At 37.8% G+C, this 17890-nt stretch carries 16 protein-coding genes, 2 pseudogenes and 2 other annotated features (1 of these 20 cut by a window edge); of the genes and pseudogenes, 12 read left to right on the forward strand and 6 right to left on the reverse strand.

Annotated elements, in window-relative coordinates; all coding sequences use genetic code 11:
- Positions 1-178: 178 nt before the first annotated feature.
- A complete protein-coding gene (locus tag D5F11_RS09365; protein WP_120118183.1) occupies positions 179-1642 on the forward strand; it encodes a lmo1851 family serine protease in 1464 nt (487 codons plus the stop codon).
- Positions 1643-2027: 385 nt separating this feature from the next.
- Here D5F11_RS09365 and D5F11_RS09370 read toward each other — a convergent pair whose 3' ends face one another.
- Entirely contained in the window at positions 2028-2270 is a 243-nt protein-coding gene (locus tag D5F11_RS09370) for a DNA alkylation repair protein (protein WP_120118184.1), read from the reverse strand.
- Positions 2271-2626: 356 nt separating this feature from the next.
- Here D5F11_RS09370 and D5F11_RS09375 point away from each other — a divergent pair, with 356 nt between their 5' ends.
- Together D5F11_RS09375 and D5F11_RS09380 are read left to right on the forward strand one after the other, a co-directional pair.
- Positions 2627-3340, forward strand: coding sequence for a CAP domain-containing protein (locus D5F11_RS09375; protein ID WP_120118185.1), 714 nt, complete (start codon positions 2627-2629; stop codon positions 3338-3340).
- A 682-nt stretch (positions 3341-4022) separates the two neighbouring features.
- Positions 4023-4181 (forward strand): DUF2639 domain-containing protein, encoded by a 159-nt coding sequence (locus D5F11_RS09380; protein ID WP_120118186.1) that lies wholly within the window; start codon positions 4023-4025, stop codon positions 4179-4181.
- Between the two features lie 53 nt (positions 4182-4234).
- Here D5F11_RS09380 and D5F11_RS09385 read toward each other — a convergent pair whose 3' ends face one another.
- A complete protein-coding gene (locus tag D5F11_RS09385; RefSeq protein WP_120118202.1) occupies positions 4235-4798 on the reverse strand; it encodes a GNAT family N-acetyltransferase in 564 nt (187 codons plus the stop codon).
- Between the two features lie 870 nt (positions 4799-5668).
- On the opposite strand from D5F11_RS09385, the pseudogene D5F11_RS27340 reads away from it, so the two are divergent.
- The 6 genes and pseudogenes from D5F11_RS27340 to D5F11_RS09415 form a co-directional block, all read left to right on the forward strand.
- Positions 5669-5815: pseudogene (locus D5F11_RS27340) on the forward strand (tyrosine-type recombinase/integrase); the annotation flags it as partial.
- A 154-nt stretch (positions 5816-5969) separates the two neighbouring features.
- Positions 5970-6422, forward strand: coding sequence for a hypothetical protein (locus D5F11_RS09395; protein WP_120118187.1), 453 nt, complete (start codon positions 5970-5972; stop codon positions 6420-6422).
- Between the two features lie 107 nt (positions 6423-6529).
- Positions 6530-6961 (forward strand): WapI family immunity protein, encoded by a 432-nt coding sequence (locus tag D5F11_RS09400; protein ID WP_120118188.1) that lies wholly within the window; start codon positions 6530-6532, stop codon positions 6959-6961.
- 267 nt (positions 6962-7228) lie between these two features.
- Complete coding sequence (locus D5F11_RS09405) at positions 7229-7465, forward strand: ATP-dependent Lon protease (protein WP_120118189.1); 237 nt, start codon at positions 7229-7231, stop codon at positions 7463-7465.
- Positions 7466-7557: 92 nt separating this feature from the next.
- Complete coding sequence (locus D5F11_RS09410; RefSeq protein ID WP_120118190.1) at positions 7558-7842, forward strand: hypothetical protein; 285 nt, start codon at positions 7558-7560, stop codon at positions 7840-7842.
- A gap of 289 nt (positions 7843-8131) precedes the next feature.
- Positions 8132-8641 (forward strand): DinB family protein, encoded by a 510-nt coding sequence (locus D5F11_RS09415; RefSeq protein WP_120118191.1) that lies wholly within the window; start codon positions 8132-8134, stop codon positions 8639-8641.
- Between the two features lie 727 nt (positions 8642-9368).
- Here D5F11_RS09415 and D5F11_RS09420 read toward each other — a convergent pair.
- Complete coding sequence (locus D5F11_RS09420) at positions 9369-10193, reverse strand: PaaX family transcriptional regulator C-terminal domain-containing protein (protein ID WP_120118192.1); 825 nt, start codon at positions 10191-10193, stop codon at positions 9369-9371.
- A 199-nt stretch (positions 10194-10392) separates the two neighbouring features.
- Between D5F11_RS09420 and pdhA the strand changes: the two genes are divergently transcribed.
- Positions 10393-11472 carry a pyruvate dehydrogenase (acetyl-transferring) E1 component subunit alpha gene (gene pdhA / locus D5F11_RS09425; RefSeq protein WP_120118193.1) on the forward strand — a complete coding sequence of 360 codons (1080 nt, stop codon included), beginning with the start codon at positions 10393-10395 and terminating at the stop codon, positions 11470-11472.
- An 827-nt stretch (positions 11473-12299) separates the two neighbouring features.
- Positions 12300-12464, forward strand: coding sequence for an IS3 family transposase (locus D5F11_RS28050; RefSeq protein ID WP_120118196.1), 165 nt, complete (start codon positions 12300-12302; stop codon positions 12462-12464).
- 435 nt (positions 12465-12899) lie between these two features.
- Here D5F11_RS28050 and D5F11_RS09440 read toward each other — a convergent pair whose 3' ends face one another.
- Positions 12900-14306 (reverse strand): right-handed parallel beta-helix repeat-containing protein, encoded by a 1407-nt coding sequence (locus D5F11_RS09440; protein ID WP_120118197.1) that lies wholly within the window; start codon positions 14304-14306, stop codon positions 12900-12902.
- Positions 14307-14711: 405 nt separating this feature from the next.
- Between D5F11_RS09440 and D5F11_RS09445 the strand changes: the two are divergent.
- A pseudogene (locus tag D5F11_RS09445) lies at positions 14712-15056 on the forward strand (transposase); the annotation flags it as partial.
- Positions 15057-15199: 143 nt separating this feature from the next.
- On the opposite strand, the gene ilvN reads toward D5F11_RS09445, so the two are convergent.
- Entirely contained in the window at positions 15200-15676 is a 477-nt protein-coding gene (gene ilvN / locus D5F11_RS09450) for an acetolactate synthase small subunit (protein ID WP_120118199.1), read from the reverse strand.
- A 5-nt stretch (positions 15677-15681) separates the two neighbouring features.
- Positions 15682-17418 (reverse strand): biosynthetic-type acetolactate synthase large subunit, encoded by a 1737-nt coding sequence (gene ilvB / locus D5F11_RS09455; protein WP_120118200.1) that lies wholly within the window; start codon positions 17416-17418, stop codon positions 15682-15684.
- An 86-nt stretch (positions 17419-17504) separates the two neighbouring features.
- Positions 17505-17768 (reverse strand) — a binding site (T-box leader).
- A 78-nt stretch (positions 17769-17846) separates the two neighbouring features.
- Positions 17847-17890, reverse strand: a binding site (T-box leader); it runs 219 nt beyond the window's last position.

Genomic DNA, 17890 nt, shown 5'->3' on the forward strand with positions numbered 1-17890 from the left:
TGAAGAGATTTGCTGCCACTGATCTGACAATTTTTAATCATCTTGAATGTATTAATGACTTATACACTCCATTATGCTTTTACTCGTTATATAAAACTGGTAGAATAAAGGGGTTGGATAAACCTACAGATGATTGAATATGTAAAGATGAGCTGAAGTGATGAAAGTGGTGAAATGGATGGAAGAAGATCAAAATAATAAAGAAGATATTCCACAGCATGGCGGATTTATCAAGATGAAGAAATTCAGGTTTGTCATGTTAATTTTTCTTATCGTATTTTTAACAGCGGGTGTAACCATTTTGGCCCTCTCATTTGGCGATGAAAAAGCAGTAAATGTTGGCATGCAGGAAAGATCCGAGTTTAATAAATTATATAACACGTACGATAAATTAAAGAAAAGCTACTTCCAGGATGTAAAGGAAGAAAAACTGATTGATGGTGCAATTGATGGAATGGTGAAAGCGCTGGATGATCCATATTCCGATTATATGACGAAAGAAGAAAGTAAGGTTTTTGAAGAAAGCATCACCTCCTCATTTGAAGGAATTGGTGCTGAGATTCAGGAGAAAAATGGCGCTATCGTTGTTGTTTCCCCCATCAAAGGGTCTCCTGCGGAAAAAGCAGGAATCAAACCAAATGATAAAGTGACCGAAGTTGATGGGAAAAGTGTCAGAGGCATGAGCGCCAACGAAGCAGTTCTGTTGATCAGAGGTGAGAAGGGCACGAAAGTGACTCTGACGATTGAGCGAAAAGAAGGTGAAGAACCGAAAAAGGTTACGATCAGACGCGACGAAATTCCGATCAATACTGTTTATCCTGAAATGCTGGATAACGGAGTAGCCAAAATTCAAATTACGAGTTTTTCCAGCCACACGGATAAAGATTTGAATGAAGCCTTAAAAGAGATGGAAGACAAGGGAATGAAGTCCTTGATTCTTGATTTGCGTAAAAATCCAGGAGGATTGCTGGATCAGGCAATTAACATTTCCAATCTGTTCGTTCCAAAAGGGGAAAAGTTATTTCAGGTAGCCTATAGGAACGGAAAAGTGGAAGAATACGTTGCAAAAGATGGTAAAAAAATTACCGTTCCGACAGTTGTGTTAGTTGATGAGGGCAGTGCCAGCGCCTCTGAAATTCTCGCTGCTGCTGTAAGTGAATCTGCGGGTATTCCACTTGTTGGAGAAAAAACCTTTGGTAAAGGGACTGTACAAACAACCGATGAATTCCAAGACGGTTCCAATATCAAATATACTATGGCAAAATGGCTGACTCCTGAAGGCAATTGGATTAACGAAAAAGGAATCCAACCAGATAAAAGAGTGGCAATGCCTAAATATGCTTCACTGTCTTACATCGATCCGGATCACAAATTGAAGGTTGATTCTGCTTCATCCGATGTGAAAACAGCCGAGCAAATATTGAAAGAGCTAGGGTATAATCCGGGCAAGGTGGACTCTTACTATGACGAAGACACTAAACAAGCTGTGATGGAGTTCCAACAAGATGAAAAGCTTGAAACAACCGGTGAATTGTCCGGCGATACAACGATCGCGCTTATGAATAAAATCCGCGAACACCTGTTGGAAAACGATCCGCAAGTGAAAGAAGCAGTTAAAATGTTGTCCAAAAAGAAAAAATAAATACGAAATCGTAAGCATCTGTTTGTTGGCGTATTGACAGAGCTGATGGCAGTAGCAAGAAGCAATTCCCTAGGAGGCTATTACGGAACTGCTATTTCAATCCTCGCAAGGATACAGGAAATGGTGAGAGTACCTAGCTTTCGATGGGGTCAAAGTTAGCTTTAGGAATTATGGCTGGACTTAGAGTTCAACTGTAGTTTCGCCTTCACTAGCATTTCGTATTTTGAACCAGAATATTGGGTGATGGAAAGATCTTAGCAGCTTTGCGATAAATAAGACTTCCCCATCAAAAAAGAACTCCTTGGATTTTTTACAGGGAGTTCTTTTTCTATGAGCAAGGTTGATGCAGAATTAATGAGGGTGGCTTGTTTCTTGTTCAAATCGATCATTGTTCACCATATTTCGCGAAAGTTCTTTCATCCTCAATTAAGCCACATGAACCACATTGTATCCTTCTTTCAGGGCCGTTATAATGTGCGTGAAATGGGCCTGCCTCCTCCATCGAGTCATACTTTTCTACAACTTCACCCGTATCAGGATTCAATTTTACTGCAGAAACTACTTGTTCAACGATATTGAAACGTGTTCGATTTGTTTTGCAGTTGGGACAGCGATATTTTGTGCTCATGATGACCTCCTTTTTATTAAGAATAACCAAGCATTACTGATTTTATTAAAAAGTTAATATTGCTTACATTACGCTTACAATTGAAATAACAACGTAATATATGTTACAAACTGTGCCTCTTTCAACAGTTGTCAACCGTGAATATATAGAAAGTTTTAACTCTCAATATAGGATTTTTCCAGCATTGGCAATGTAAGTTATTTCTCTTTCTCTTAAAATATCGCATGATATCAATCTTCATTTCTATGAACGGATGTAAGGAAAAATATGATTTGAAATTGGAATTTCCTCCCGCAAATATTACAAAAACCCTATGATACTATGAAAACAGAAAAAGACAGGGAGGAAAAAATGAAATGAAAAAATCAATTATTTCTACAGCAGCAGCGTTGGGAATTTTGGCCGCACCTATAGCGGGACAAGCCAGCGCAGCGCAGGCAGACAAAGTTCAACCTAATGTAAAGGTGTATTATTATCAAGCTGGAGATTTTCAAAACTTTAATGATTGGTGCAAGCAATTTGCATCTAAAAATCCTAATTGGAAAAATAATACTCATAACAATAAATATAAGCAGCCAGCTCAAAAGCCAGCACCTGAACAAGTTGAAAAACCAGCTGAAAAACCGGCACCTACAAACCCACAGGAGTCTCAAAAAGGGGAGCAAAAGCCGGCAGAACAGCAAAATAGCCAGTTAAGCGAATATGAACAAAAAGTAGTTGAATTGACAAATGCGGAAAGAGCTAAAAATGGACTTGCTCCACTTAAAGTCGATGCGGAATTAAGCAAAGTGGCTCGCGAAAAATCCAGAGATATGTCTGCAAACAACTATTTTGATCACAACAGCCCAACATACGGATCACCATTTGATATGATGAAAAAATTCGGTATCAGCTACCGTGCTGCAGGTGAGAACATTGCACAGGGACAGCGCACGCCTGAGGAAGTTGTTAACTCATGGATGAACAGCTCCGGCCACCGTGAAAACATCATGAGCAAAGATTTCACTCATATCGGTGTGGGGTATGTAGCTGAAGGAAATTACTGGACACAACAATTCATCGGAAAATAATATATGAGGGGCCGTCTAAGGAGCTCTTAAAATGAAGCAGGTGGAGAAAAATGATTGAATGTTTTCTCCACCTGCTTTTTTATTTTAATGGAAAAAAGGGTTGCAGATTGGAAGCTAAGGGGGATCAAGAAAATGGGTGAGAAGAAGAGTTCGGGATTTAAAAGAAATGCTTGTGATGGAAGGTTTAGTTTGAATGTCACTTTTTTGTTTCAACAATCTGAAATCGATGCACTTTGAATGAAACAATGGAATTATACAAGATCAATTAAGCTACACGTGATTTTGAAATGAAAGAAGTACATTTGTAAAATTTGTTACTCTTTCACTTCACTTAACTTCATTCAGCAGAAATCTCCCACTTCTATAAGTGGTGAGATGAATGCATATTGGTATTCCATTCAGTGGGGGTTCAAACCCCGGCTGAATAAAGTCAAAGCCTCCGGCGGATGCCACAGATTTTCAGAGGAAATTTATCGAGCGTAGCTCGATAAAATCTGGGCGCAAATACGCCAAGGCGCATTTGATTTTTTGATTGGTCTATATTTGCTGGAAATGCTCATGAAACATTAGTGAGACAGATCATATCACACCATTTTGGATTATTAATTACACAAATGGACAAGCAACAACCATCCACTCCCTTCATATGATAATTGGCATGTGAAAAAGGGGAGATGAATAAATGCACATTTATTCGAAGGGCTGGTATATTGCGAAATTAAAAGAAAGAGGCATCCGTTTTCATCCGGAAAAGAAAAAGAAGCTGGAATTATTTAAAATATATGTTGTGAGAAATCTATACAATGAATTGATAGAAGCGGAGGGAAAAAAGGAGGAATAATTAAAACAGCCGGAAACTGAGTTCCGGCTGTTTTCATTTGTTTTATTATTCGGTTAAGCTTCCATTGATTGTGTCTCTTCTTCAACTGTAGAATTGCGAATAAATGCCATCGTGTATAAATCCTTTGGTACTTCATAGAGGTCATACACATATCCGCCGCTGTTTAATTGATTATAAAGGTCACGTCTTGTTTCGGTGGCTAAAATGGTGTACGGAAGCTTTTCCGCTGCCTTTTTCGACCGAATGTTTTCTTTCCGGATACGCAAAAAAACTGTTTCAATATCATTCTCGAAAAATAATTCCTGAAAGAAGTTTTCCTTCGCTATATGATTATAGCCTTTTCCATGAAATGGTTTGCCAATCCATGTTCCCAAAAATCCGCTTTTTGAGTTGATATCAAAAAGACTAATGGTGCCAATCGGATTTTCCCACTCGTCAAGAATGGTCCTAGAGATCAATTCTCCACGTTCTTCTGCTTCAATTGTCTGCTTTGTCAAAAAGACAAACTCGTCGTACGAAAAAGCTTTCTGACGTACGTAAGGGAAGACATCGGGGTGCGTCATCAAATCAAACAAAATCCGGCATTCATGCCCATTTACTTCACGTTTCTTGAGCATCATCTGAATCCCTCCTGCACAGGGCAGGTCGGTGTTCGATCCTGCCCTCGAAATTTTTTAAACTTGCATAAAAAATTTCGGGGTGGGAATCGAACCCACTAAGACCAGTCAGAAACAGGACTGGTGGCGCACCATTTGCCTTCCCTCAATTATGAGATGTATTCTTTTTTTTTGAATATCTACCCATATAATACAAAAATTTATTTTGTTTGGAAATAGCTAAAATACATTTTTTTAAAATATTATTTTTTGTTTTTCGACATGCGTTTTGCTTTCACACAGAAGCCTTGGGAATCATGGCTCGAAGGGCAGTTATGAGAATGTCTGATTGCTGAAAAAGGAGCTTATTTTTTGTTTTTCCTGCCTGATCTTGTGCTCAAAGTTTTACATTAAGAATAACCGTATTCTTTGTGATAAATTTTTCCCGGATCGCTTTATGAAGTGGTGGTTTCGAAGTTTTGGGGAATGTAGTCTTTTTTGAACACGCGATCTATCAAATTATGGATAGGTCATTTTTTTCTTAGGATTTCTGCACAAAACCTTTGGAAACTGAAAACAGAACAAGAGGCTGAATAAATGATTGTTCTCACTGGAATGAGCGAAACCGCGATACAAAATCAAATCTACCTAGCGCTCATCACCTATTGTTTGCATGTACTCATCCAGTTAGAAACGAAAAGTAAGAAGACATCGGATTAACCCCCGAATTTTGGACATAAGCTCACTTATTCTCTGATTATCTTACTTTATTGCTTTTGCAATCTTCTTTTCGTGTTTTTCGGCAAAACGCCCAAGTAGCTTGACATGAGCCTCTGCGGGCATGATTCCGCTGCCAAGACACTAGCTTTATAAGACTCGGCTGCACCGAACGACGGTGCAGGAATATTTGAATTGCAACAGATTTTGGGGCATACAAGCATGGAAATGGTTAGAGTGTATGTCAATCTGTATAGTGATGATGTAATGGATAAACATAGAGCCTTTTCACCGCTGGTGAATCTTAAAGTCAGAATGTAGAATCACAAGCGTTATGGAATATTTTAAACATGTGCATTACTTCGACAATGTAATGCCATTTTCTTATTCTATGGTCAAATATGATAAAGAAGAAAATGGTAATACATGTTATCATTTTAATGAGAAGAGAATACTTAATAGCGGGTGGTATCCGATGGATTGGATAGAAATTAAGGATAGTAAAGATATTGAAAACCTTCTGGACAAATTTGGTGGATTTCATGATAGTTGTTTAAAGGAATTATTCATGTGGACTGAAAGTTATGTTGATGAAAATCTATCAATGGGTATGTCGACAGAACTTGATACTAATGTGCGAATCCTTTTTCAAAGGCAGTATCATGAACCATCTGCAATAGAAATATTATTTGAAGGCGTAACTCAATTTCACGTCGTTCCAAGTCCAATTAATTATGATTCAATCATTTATGAAGCAAAGTTGATTATGTACGAAGGTCTGTTTTATTGGACTGATGACAATGATTTTGAACCAGAAGATTATACTCTTGGTACTAATAGCTGGATTTCTGCCAAAAGTGTTAAGTGGCGTGAAGCTAGTTCGTGGATGGGAAAACAAAATAGGTACGGTGTAATTAAAGAAGGGTAAAGTATGCTTTATTCAATCTATGCATTACTTTAAAAATGGGTAATGCTGTTTTCTTGTTCAAGAAAAAGGTATTAGCGGGTGAAAGGGTTCAATATAGAGGTGAGTAGATGAAGTTTCATATTTTAAGTGAGGATACAAGAATAGAGATTGATGTATTGTATCGAAATTATCCAAACAGTTCTGATTATTGGGATGGTAATTGGGTTTCTTCAAAATTAAAAATTGAAATTCCAGGTTATACTGTTTCTTTCAATGCGGATTTAAGAACGGATGAGTTAAGCAACTTTATGAATGAACTGAAATTAATGAATAAAAAAATGAAGGGAAAAGCAACCCTTAGTAACTTGGATGGTTATTTACATATTGAAGGTGAAATGAACAAATTAGGTCAAATTTTTTGGACTGCTGAAACTTGTTATCCCGCTGGTTACGGTGCTGTTCTTAAATTTGAATTTGTTTCAGACCAATCATATTTAGAAAGGCTAATAAAGGAATTAAACGATATTTTAGTTGCTTTTCCTGTTTTAGGAAAGCCATAGATAATATACCATTAATAGAGTTTCAACAATTCGAGGAATAGTTGAAACTCTAGAGGTAAGGGATTGGAGATAATAGTAGATGAGGTATTTTGATTACTTAGAAATAAATAAAAATGAATTTGTCACACAATTAGAACGTATTCTTACTTTGTATAAAGTACAACCTGTCGGCAACGGGTACATAGACTGTATTTGAATAAGCTAGTGTGCCTTTTCATTAATCGGGCCATTTAATTGAATACGAGTAGGAAGATTAGGGGGGATTTTGTGAAGTTATTGTGGTCGATTCTCTTGGCTGCGTTTTTAGGTCTTTTGGTTTTCTTCGGTCCTATTGGAATCTATATCTTATGTGCAATTATTGCTGGAGTCATTTTCAGGTCATTTATTTTAATTACGGAGATCCATAAACAAGTAGTACCGCCAAATAGCAACGACAAGGCAAAAGAGGCGTATGAAAGGTATATAAAAGAGAAAGACGAAAAAGAAAAGAAAACCCTTGGATGACGATTTTAAGGTATCGGGCGCCATTCTGGAATAGAAAATTGACGTCCAATCTTCAAGAAAAGGGCCATTTAATTGCATAGGAGAGGTGTTTTTTGAGTAAAAAAGCGTTTCACATATATAATATTATTGCTTTGCTCTTATTGTTGTCGTTTAACTCTTTAGCTTTATTTGGGGCAGGAATGAGCGAAGGTGGAGTGCCTGCCGAGTTTTGGTTTGCAGTCTTGGCTTCATTGGTAATTTGGGGTATCTTTTATTTCATTCAATTTTCTCGTTCCGATAATAAGATTTGGAGAATTTCTTGGTTGCTCATTATGGTAATATTTTTATACTTTTGGGAAACAGGTCTTGGCGTCCAAGTTGGTCTAATGATTACATAACAATCGGGCACGATCATTGAGTACAGCTATGCCGGAATCGGGCCATTATATTGAATAACTTAATGTGGAAATTATGGAAATTTGATATGATTATTATTAAGTTAAAGGGCAGTTTAGCGTGGCCACCGACCAACTAAGTGATTGCTTACTCTCAATTATTGGAAGGAAAGTTTTATCCTTTCGCGAATTCATTATACATGCCGAAATTACGAAATTCGCAAAAAAATCGCGGTAGAGCATTGGAAAGAGCATTTTAATTTTCTATAACTCTATAGAGAGGTGATTACGCATGAATCAAAGACCGTCAGAAGAAGAATATGCCGGGGACATCGGAGAGTATATCCGGTTGGTGCCGGAAGGCAACATCATCGACATTCTGCTCGCCCAGGAAAAGCAAATGACCGAGATGCTGGCATCGTTGACCGAAAGCCATGGCGCGTATCGGTATGCGGAAGGAAAATGGACGCTGAAAGAAGTCGTGGGCCACATCGCAGACGGAGAACGCGTCATGACCTACCGCCTGCTCCGGTTCGCAAGAGGGGACCAGACGCCTCTGTCCGGTTTCGACCAGGAATTGTTCATGCCTCCTTTCGGAAGCTGGACAACCGCGCAATTGGCCGATGACTACCGGGCCGTACGGCAATCGACGATCACACTGCTGCGCGGGTTACCGGTGGAGGCGTGGTCCCGCAAAGGCACAGCCAACAACGCAAGCATTACGGCGCGCGCCCTCGCGTACGGCATCGCAGGACACGAGATCCATCACATGGGGGTCATCCGAAATCGGTATTTGAGTTAGTTATCCGGAAGATCGGGACGGAAGCTGCGCGGAAAACGTGGCTTCCGTTCTTTCTTTATGGCAGCCTTCCCGCCCCGTTCATAGACTGATATGAAGAGAGGACAAGACGGGTTGAAAAAAGCAGCAGCGATTGGTTGCAGACTGGATTTTGTCTAAAAATGAAAAGCAAATAATAATCTCAAACAAGAAAAAATCAAGGCCTTTTCGTTAAGCTAACGAAGAACGAGAGCTCAATACATCATACGAATGACAAACAAGGAATGGTGGTTATTCCGCAAAAGGGCGCTTTAATGGAGCAAGGTGTGTATTTAAAATAAAGTCACGATGTATATAAAAAAACACGATGTATATAAAAAAATGCGATGTTTTGAATAGAGTCGCGATATTTGAAAACAAATTACGATGCTTTGCCCCTGGTTATCTAAAGGGGTATTCGTATAGTGGAAGGAAGAGTATTTCTAAACCAAAAGGTGTATTAGGGATACCGTCAGGAAAATGCATTTACAACGATAAGTATTTTGATACGAGTCATATGAGACATTGTTAAGTCCTAATTCAAAAGTGATTTGATTATGTACCAATAGGCTTACCCTATGATACAAATTTTATAAAGAATGATATAACAGTGTTTTGGAACATTACCGTTGTAAATTGTCAAAATCCTGACGCTACCCCTATAAGAAAACTCAAGGATTTTTTGAGTTTTCTTACCTAAAGTAGTCATAACTTAGCTTCTTAAATCAGCTACAAATGAGGAATAATAAGAGTTTTCAGGGATTAAAGTAATTAAAGTCTGGATTAACTTATCTATTGAGAAAAGTACAGTTGTTCCTAGCCAACTACCAGGTAAGAATTCAGCTGGTAACATAGGGTCTGCTATTAATAGATCATCTCTTTTCTCCTTTAGTGTTAGAAAGTTTGTAAATACCTGTAAAGGATTTCGATTATTATCTTTAATTAAACTATTAAATTTTGTTTTATACTCATTTTCAAGCCATATTTGTATATTTTTGTAGTTAGTGTTGATTTCTTCTAAATTCCATAATGAACTAGCAGTGTTTGGACCTGCTCTACCTTCAGGAACTATCCCATTTAACAAGAACTCATTACTTGAAATAATGGTTATATAATCCTCAATTTCAAGTGAATCAACAAGGTTTAGCACCTTATTTATTATATCCCACGGGTAAACATAAACACTCTTATAAAGCATACCAAAGCCTAATTGTAGTAAACCTTTCCTAAAAGCATCTCTTTTCCTTCTTAATGTCTCTGGGATTTCCAAGAACACTAAGTACCATTTTCCGTCCCAATGTTTAGTGTAAAAGTTATCCTTTTTAGAATATAGACTATATGCGTCTAGACCACTTGGTGTAATTTTATAAATTCCTCGCTCTAATGACGTTATATAAGACATTCCTTTAAATTTAGATAAAATATTTCTTATTGATTGTGGAGTATAATTCATTTCCTCAAAAATATTAATGAGTTCTTTCCCTTCCATTTCAACCTTTTTAGATAATAAGTATAATAGCTGCTTTTCAACTGTCACCTATTTCACCTCTACATAGGATATAACGAATTAATCATGCTATTCAAGTGATCGATCTCTATAACTTAGATTAATTGACACATTATTGTAAGTGATATAATATAAAAAATGCCGAACGTTGTATTGTATATTATAAACATCGCAATAAGGCTATTCAATTTAGTTATAAATAGCTATTAATTTTAAGGACGTGATAAAAGTGAATAACCTACTACATGAAATTAATGAATTTGAAACATTTCAGCTGTTAAATGAAAACGGAGAAGTTGTACATAACGACTTGTTGCCTGAACTTAGTGATAAAGAGTTACAACTCCTAATGGAGCGAATGATTTATACTAGAACAATTGATCAAAGGTGTATTTCATTATCTAGACAAGGAAGATTAGGTTTTTATGCTCCAGTTGCTGGACAAGAAGCTAGTATGATTGGAACGCAGTTTGTACTAGAAAAAGAAGATTGGATATTACCAGGGTATCGAGATCTTCCGCAAATGTTGTTTCAAGGGGTTCCGTTATCCCAATTATTCCAATGGTCCAGGGGACATCATAAAGGGGGGCGAATGCCTGAAGGAGTTAACGTAACACCTCCTCAAATCATAATAGGCGCACAAATTGTTCAAGCTGCAGGAGTCGGACTTGGTTTAAAAAAGAGAGGGAAAAAGAATGTTGCAATTACTTACACTGGTGACGGTGGCTCGTCTCAAGGAGACTTTTATGAGGGGATAAACTTCGCAGGAGTTTTCAATGCTCAAACCATTTTTGTTGTTCAAAATAACCAATTTGCAATCTCAACACCATTTGAAAAACAAACAGCTGCAAAGTCGATTGCACATAAGTCTGTTGCTGCTGGAATTAAAGGCGTAAGGGTAGATGGAATGGATATTCTAGCTACTTATGTAGTTACTAAAGAAGCAAGAGAACGGGCGATTAATTCAAATGGTCCTACGTTAATTGAAACTGTAACCTATCGGTATGGTCCTCATTCAACATCAGGTGATGATCCAACACTCTACAGAAATGAACAACTTGAGAAAGAGTGGGCCCAAAAAGATCCTATAACAAGATTTAGATTGTTTTTAGAAAAACAAGATTTATGGACTGAGGAACAGGAGTTTCAAATTATAGAACAAGCAAAAAAAGATGTGAAAAATGCAATAAAACAAGCTGAATCTGAAAGCAAGACAAAAGTTTCCAATTTAATTGAGAACATGTATGAGGAACTACCTTTCAATTTAAGGGAGCAGTTAAATCAAGTAAAAGAAAAAGAAAATGGATAAACGATGTATCTCAATTCTTCTCTAATAAATATAAAAAATATGGAATAATGAATTGTAACTTCCGAAAATTATTCTTATGAACAAGAAAACTGTAGCTAGGGTTCCGCTTTATTTAGGTAGTGACCGAGGAGATATCTTTTATACAATGTAAAAAACACACCTCTAGATAAAAGGTCCGAGGGAAAGATTGGAATCTTTTCCCTTGGACCTATTTTTATTTGTTGGGGTAAGTATAATGAAAGAAAGATGAATTAAGAACCGGTTGTAGCTATCATTTTTTGATTAAGAAAATCAGACCTTATTACAGAATATATCTTATAAAGGATTACGATCACACTTTATTATAAAAAGGTTGGCTATTTAACATAAATAAGAATCTATTTTGAGCAATCTTTTTTTTAATGAAATCTTTTTATTTATCGTAAAGAATTGGTTTACAAGGTATTTTTGATTAAACTTTACTTCAAAGCTAGATAAGGATCATAAAAATTATCAAACTTTTTTATTAAAGGATGATTCAATTGAATTTAGAAAAAGCGTGTTTTGATCAATCTTTTTTCAAAACACGCTTTTTCTATTTGCTTTTATATCAAGGTTTTTTAAATAAAATTAATCAAACTTTATTCCAAGGTTACAATGAAACCGTTAGAAGACGCTCTTCAAATAGTACAAGGTGCAAAATATCGGACAACCATACACTCTGATCAGAGATGGCATTATTACCACAGGAAATGGGGCAAGACCCTTAAGGACCATAGAGTGTTCCAAAGCATGTCCCGCAAGGGAAACTGCATAGACAATTCGTCGATGGAAAATTTCTTGGCCTATTGAAGCAGGAGATGAATTATGGGGAAGAACTCTGCACGTATGAAGAGTTAAAAAAGAAAATCGAAACCTATATCAACTATTACAATACCAAACGTATCAAGCAAAAATTGGCTAGCATGAGTCCAGTTAACTACCGTCTTCACACCAGCCAATTGACTGCTTGATATAAAACTTTAACTTTTAGGGGGCACCACACAAGAATGCGTCTTTTTTAGTTGAGTAAGATTTTAGGAGCTGCCGTTTAAAGATTAGATTTTGTTAAATTGTGATTGAAGAAAAGAATATGTTCTTAAGCATACGGGGGCAAGAATTTAGATCGATAGGATAACACATTTTTCTACTTTGACTACGGTGGAGGATTAAACAAAACTGAAGGTTTATGACCAATTGTGATAACCTGTATCACATATAGTGTGCCAGGGCTTTCTGAACGGGAGCTAGAACGTCATCAATTGTGGTGAACAAATGGCCGCACGGTGCGTTGCAACCTATGCCCTGCAAACGCTGGTGAATAAAAAGAAATGATTGAAGTGATTGCCCTCGAGGATAAAAATAGCGCCCACTCCGTTTAATGGAATGGAACGCTGTTTTTATGTGCATTACTCAATGACAGGTCGAACTGGTGAATCTGGGTCTAATGTAAAATCATAGGCTTTCTCGTCATGATACATCGGATTGGCATAAATAGAGTCTTGATCATTATTTGTTGCGTTTTGATACGACGCAAACGAATCGTATTCATTCTTTTTCCAAACCCATAAGCCGTCTTGACCGGGTTCCTTATGGTAAATGTTATGATTCACTTTATTTCCGTCATTTTTCGTAAAATCATTTGCAATAAATATTCGCGAATCACTTGCTGTTATGATGTTTCTTTCTATTGAATTATTTTTTGTGTCGTACTGTAGGAGCAGCTGCCCGCCATACAGACCTTTAGTATCGTTGCGGAATAGAATATTATGAGCAATGACAGAATCGATCGTGCCTCCCCGCTCTTTGTCGTAACCGCCGATTGAAATACCCGTATAGGCGTTTTGATACACCTTGTTTCCGGTTATTTGAATATCCTCAGCATACTTTCCTTTATGCTCAGATGTTGCTTCTATACCGATATCGTTGTTATAAACGATGTTATTCTTAATTTCAATAGTTTTCCCCCCATCGACATATATGCCGCCCGCTGAGTAATCATTCCCATAAGCAGGATTTCCGTAAGTTGAGTTATGATAAACAGTATTGTTTTCTACGACGCCGTTTCGCACAAAATCATTTCGTTTGGCAGTACCTTCGTAACCGATAAGATCAATACCTATGTTGTTATTATCATGCACTACGTTTCCCGATATTGTGAAGCCGTCAATGTTTCCGTTTAGCACAACCGCTTCACTCGCTCCGAGGATCAATTTTTCAACGGTATTGTCTTCGATCTTAATTTCTTTCATGCTGCCCGTTCCATAGACTGCAATGCCGTGGGCATTGCCTTCATCCGCTGTTGTCTTTATATCGCGGACATGATTGTTTTTAAGGGTAATATGGCTGCTGGAGCCTGAAACATAAATACCCATGGCGGTGGCTTTTTCCGATGAAACAGAGAGATTCTTAATCGTTAAACCGCTGATTGTAATGTGTTTTTTATCATGAATACGAATGAGCGATGTTTCATCTTTTGAACCTCCGACAGGTTCTCCGTTAATAACGACTTTTTCATTCCGATAATTTCTAAAGGTGATGGGTTTTTCGGACGTACCGCTGTGCTTCACATCAAGTGTTTCTTTATACGTACCTTCCCGAATTAACACGGTTGTGCCTGCAACAGCCTCTTTTGCAGCACGCGATAGTGTACGAAATGGCTTTGTTTTCGTTCCTTCATTTTGATCGTTTCCATCTGGAGAAACATATAAGCAGTCGGCTTGTTCTTCTATATTCTTACTTGTCTTATTCCAATCTAAGGTGATGAGAACAGAGGCTAATAGCCCCACTGAAAAAATAAAATAAAATACTCTCAAATTCAGATATCCTTTCTATTAACAATGAATTGCCAGCACAATTATAGGTTATCACTTCTTGGACACCATCACAAAAATTTGAAAGGGTAAAAGTGATATCTGTAACTGATTAAGCAATAAAAGCTTACTGCTACACAAAAAGTCAATTCCGTACATTTAGCTTGAGTAACATATTATCAATCGAACCAGTCAGGAGAAGGAAAGTATGTTAAAAGAAAAGGCAGAATTCACTGAGTATCCCCTTGGAAAAGGAGTTCAAACATTTTCCAAGATGTCTTGGTATCGCATTGTATAATCCATTTAATTTGTAATTCCATTAAATACATTTCTACACTCGGACAAGGCTTTGTAGAGCATTAACACGGGCACTAAGAGAAGCATACTGTACCTCCAATCCAAGTCTAAAGCGCCTTTGAATCTTTCAAACAGCAATGGACGGCGTATCCAGGAGCTAATGTCGTATGGGTGAGAAACTTTAACCCTTTCGAGCAGCTCTTTGACTATGGCAGCGCCATTCGTAAAATCATGTATACGACAAACGCAGTGGAAAGCATCCATTCCAGCTTCAGGAAAGTGACCAAAAAAGGAGCATTCCCCAATGAGAATGCCCTGTTAAAAGTATTATATTTGCGGATTAAAGAACTGGAAACAAAATGGGAGGGTGGCCGTATCCAAAATTGGGCCATGGTCAGAAACCAACTACTCCTTCATGATGAGCTGAAAGATAGGGTTTTAAAATACCTTGAGTAAAGAGTACTTACACACTTTATTTGACAAACCCTTTTGATTAATCTTTTTTTCAAAACGGGTTCATTCTATTTAAAGTAAAATGGATATTAGCGAGTGTGTTTTATCAATCATTATTTTTAAGCAATACTACTCTAGCTTTAACTTTACTTTTCCATCGCCATTACACCAGTTCGAGACAACTGACATATTCCATAAGGTGTCAACTGTGCCACAATTTCATCAATCCTTTCTGTATCTCCAACAGCCTGAATAACCATTGTCTTTGAACCGATGTCTAACACAGTAGCGTGATTTCTTTCCACTAGATTAAAAATTTCTCCATACCGATTTGGCTCTACATTCATTTTTATAAGAGCTAATTCGCGAGTAACCGTTTTTTTCGGTCCGAGAAGTGTAGCTTCAAAGACTTCCATTAATTTTTGCAGTTGAAAGATGATCTGATCTGCTTGACTTTCATCACAAATGGTAATGATGGTGATTCGGGATAAACCAGTTTCTTCAGAGGGTCCGACTGTTATACTTTCCATATTATACCCACGCCTGGTAAAAAGACTTGTTATTCTTTGCATAACGCCCGGATGATCTTTAACTAATAATGAAATTGTTTTTTGATTTTCCATGATATTTATCCCTCCATCTTCATTTCGCTAAGAGTTGTTCCTTGTAAAACCATTGGTAAGACCACCTCTTCTTTAGGTACAACGAAATCAATTAAGACCGGACCCGGAGTCTCCAATGCTTCTTTCCACACGCACCGTGCTTCTTCTTTTGTTTTTGCCCGAAGTCCTTTTACTCCATATGCTTTTGCCAATTGAACAAAGTCTACACTTCCAGATAAGTCTATATGACTATAACGTTCTTCGTATACAAGTTCCTGCCATTGCCGTACCATGCCCAGCACTTGATTATTTATGATTACCACTTTTACCGGAATGTTATGAATCGCGCAAATGGCTAATTCCTGAGCACACATCTGCATGCCGCCATCCCCATTAATGGAAATAACTAAACGATTCGGATTTCCAATTTGTGCTCCAATGGCAGAAGGCAAACCAAACCCCATCGTACCCAGTCCTCCTGAAGTAATGATGGAGCACGGGTGATTGAATTTATAAAATTGAGCTGCCCACATTTGATGCTGCCCTACATCAGTAGTGATAATGGCTTCCCCGCCTGTTGTTTCGTTAATCATTTCAATCACATACTGTGGCTTTAGTACCTGATCATCATCTTGATATTTCAACGGAAACTTCTGTTTATTTTTCATGATTTGATTGATCCATTCATCCGATTGAGCAGGCTTAACTGTTCTGTTAGCTAATGCTAACACCGTCTTTATATCACCAATACAAGGAAATTCGGTTTTAATGTTTTTTCCAATTTCAGATCTGTCGATATCGATGTGGGCAATCTTTGCATTCGGCGCAAACCCATCCAATTTCATCGTTACCCGATCATCAAAGCGGGCACCAATACTTATTAACAAATCACTATTTTGTATTGCCGTATTCGCTGTATACGTTCCGTGCATACCTGGCATCCCCATCGATAACGGGTGTGCACTTGGGAATCCATCTAGTCCAAGAAGGGTAGTGGTAACAGGTATTTGTGTTTTATTGACAAATTCTAATAGTTCCTCATGTGCTCCAGAATGAACGACACCAGCACCAGCAATTATTACTGGACGTTTAGCATCTTCGATTGCTTTTAGCAAATTTTCTACCTGTCGCATATCAAGCTGCGGGTTAGGCTGATAGCCGCGGATTTCGATTTCCTCTGGGTATTTAAAGGTCGTTTTGTTAGATGAAACATCCTTTGGTATGTCAATCAACACAGGTCCTTTTCTGCCAGTGGATGCGATATAAAATGCCTCACGAATGATTCTTGGGAGGTCCTCAACATCCCGTACCTGATAACTGTGTTTGGTTATAGGCATAGTAATCCCAATAATATCGGCTTCCTGGAAAGCATCACTTCCAATTGCAGAAGTCGCAACATTGCCGGTGATAATAATCATTGGAACTGAGTCCATATAAGCTGTGGCAATTCCCGTCACGAGATTGGTTGCACCTGGACCCGATGTAGCAAGACATACACCAGGCTTGCCCGTTGCCCTTGCATAACCATCAGCTGCATGAATCGCCCCCTGCTCATGACGTGTTAAAACGTGATTAAAATCTTTGTTTCCATGCATTGCATCATAAATGTATAATACAGCTCCTCCAGGATAACCGAAGACACAATCTACTCCTTCTAATAGCAGCGAACGAAGTAAAATTTCAGAACCGTTTATGCAATCAGGCTGTAACAACTTTTCTCGATATTCTTCGTTTAATAAAATCATTTTGCTTTCAGTACTCATTAGTCATCATCCTCCAAAAGATTATGATTGAATTTATTTAAAAAACAAAAAACCTCATTCATCCAAATACACGCAGGAATTGCGTATATAGGGACGAAAGAGGTTGACTTCCGTGGTACCACCCTGATTTGTTATATGCCTCACAGCATATAACCTCAGAAGGTTTCAAACTTTTGAAACCAATGACACAATAACGGGTGCCTTCCGGTATTCCTTACTATTCATAAGTGTTGTTCAGGAACACAGCTCAGAGGTGACTGCGAAATCAGGGATTATGGCAAAGGTTCCAGCAAATCCTTTGCTCTCTGTACATAAGAGCCCGGTTTCTTGATCCTCTTCATTGCTTAATTCTTATCATTAAGAATATTAAATCGAAAGATATTAAATTAAAAAACCTCTTTCATCCCCATACGCGCAGGAATTGCGTATGTAGGGACGAAAGAGGTTAACTTCCGTGGTACCACCCTGATTT

Origin of the sequence: Siminovitchia terrae (assembly GCF_003605405.2) — a bacterium.
Taxonomy (GTDB): domain Bacteria; phylum Bacillota; class Bacilli; order Bacillales; family Bacillaceae_C; genus Siminovitchia; species Siminovitchia terrae.

Coding starts and splice junctions, on each gene's coding strand:
- D5F11_RS09375 (WP_120118185.1), top strand. CDS start 2,627: ATGAAAAAATCAATTATTTCTACAGCAGCAGCGTTGGGAATTTTGGCC.
- ilvB (WP_120118200.1), bottom strand. CDS start 17,418: ATGAGTACTGAAAGCAAAATGATTTTATTAAACGAAGAATATCGAGAA.
- D5F11_RS09385 (WP_120118202.1), bottom strand. CDS start 4,798: ATGCTCAAGAAACGTGAAGTAAATGGGCATGAATGCCGGATTTTGTTT.
- D5F11_RS09400 (WP_120118188.1), top strand. CDS start 6,530: ATGAAGTTTCATATTTTAAGTGAGGATACAAGAATAGAGATTGATGTA.
- D5F11_RS09380 (WP_120118186.1), top strand. CDS start 4,023: ATGCACATTTATTCGAAGGGCTGGTATATTGCGAAATTAAAAGAAAGA.
- D5F11_RS09415 (WP_120118191.1), top strand. CDS start 8,132: ATGAATCAAAGACCGTCAGAAGAAGAATATGCCGGGGACATCGGAGAG.
- D5F11_RS09370 (WP_120118184.1), bottom strand. CDS start 2,270: ATGAGCACAAAATATCGCTGTCCCAACTGCAAAACAAATCGAACACGT.
- D5F11_RS09395 (WP_120118187.1), top strand. CDS start 5,970: ATGGATTGGATAGAAATTAAGGATAGTAAAGATATTGAAAACCTTCTG.
- D5F11_RS09365 (WP_120118183.1), top strand. CDS start 179: ATGGAAGAAGATCAAAATAATAAAGAAGATATTCCACAGCATGGCGGA.
- ilvN (WP_120118199.1), bottom strand. CDS start 15,676: ATGGAAAATCAAAAAACAATTTCATTATTAGTTAAAGATCATCCGGGC.